The following is a 616-nucleotide window of genomic DNA, read 5'->3' on the forward strand; positions in this document are numbered from 1 at the left end:
CCGATGTACTCCAACTCACCCGAACTGGTCCACGTCACCAGGTCGCCCGTGCGATACATCCGCTCACCACTGCCGGAGAACGGGTTCGCCACGAACCGATCCGCCGTCAGATCACTGCGCCCCACATACCCGCGGGCCAACTGGGCACCCGCCAGATACAACTCACCCGGAACACCCACCGGCACCGGATTCAGACGCCCATCGAGGACGAACAGCTGCGTGTTCCACACCGGCGCACCGATCGGCACCGACGCCACATCAGCCGCAGTCACCTCGTGGAACGTCACATCCACCGCAGCCTCGGTCGGGCCATACAAATTGTGCAACGCCGCACCCGGCACCACATCACGCAGCCGCGCCGCCGTCGACGCCGGCAACGCCTCACCCGACGCGAACACGTTCCGCAGCGTCGTGACGTTCTTCGCCGCGGGCTCGGCCACGAACACCGACAACATCGACGGCACGAAATGCGCGACAGTAACACCACACTCGACCATCACCCGCACCAAATACGCCGGATCCCGATGCCCATCCGGCAACGCAACCACCAACCGCGCACCCACCTGCAACGGCCAGAAGAACTCCCACACCGACACATCGAACGTGAACGGCGTCT

The 616-nt window shown here is 64.8% G+C and carries 1 protein-coding gene; it reads right to left on the bottom strand.

Going from position 1 to position 616, the window contains the following annotated elements; all coding sequences use genetic code 11:
- On the bottom strand, window positions 1–616 hold a 616-nt coding region (locus A6I89_RS24265; RefSeq protein ID WP_139811881.1), incomplete at both ends, for an AMP-binding protein.

Source organism: Prescottella equi (genome assembly GCF_002094305.1).
In the GTDB taxonomy this organism is placed as follows: Bacteria; Actinomycetota; Actinomycetes; order Mycobacteriales; family Mycobacteriaceae; genus Prescottella; species Prescottella equi.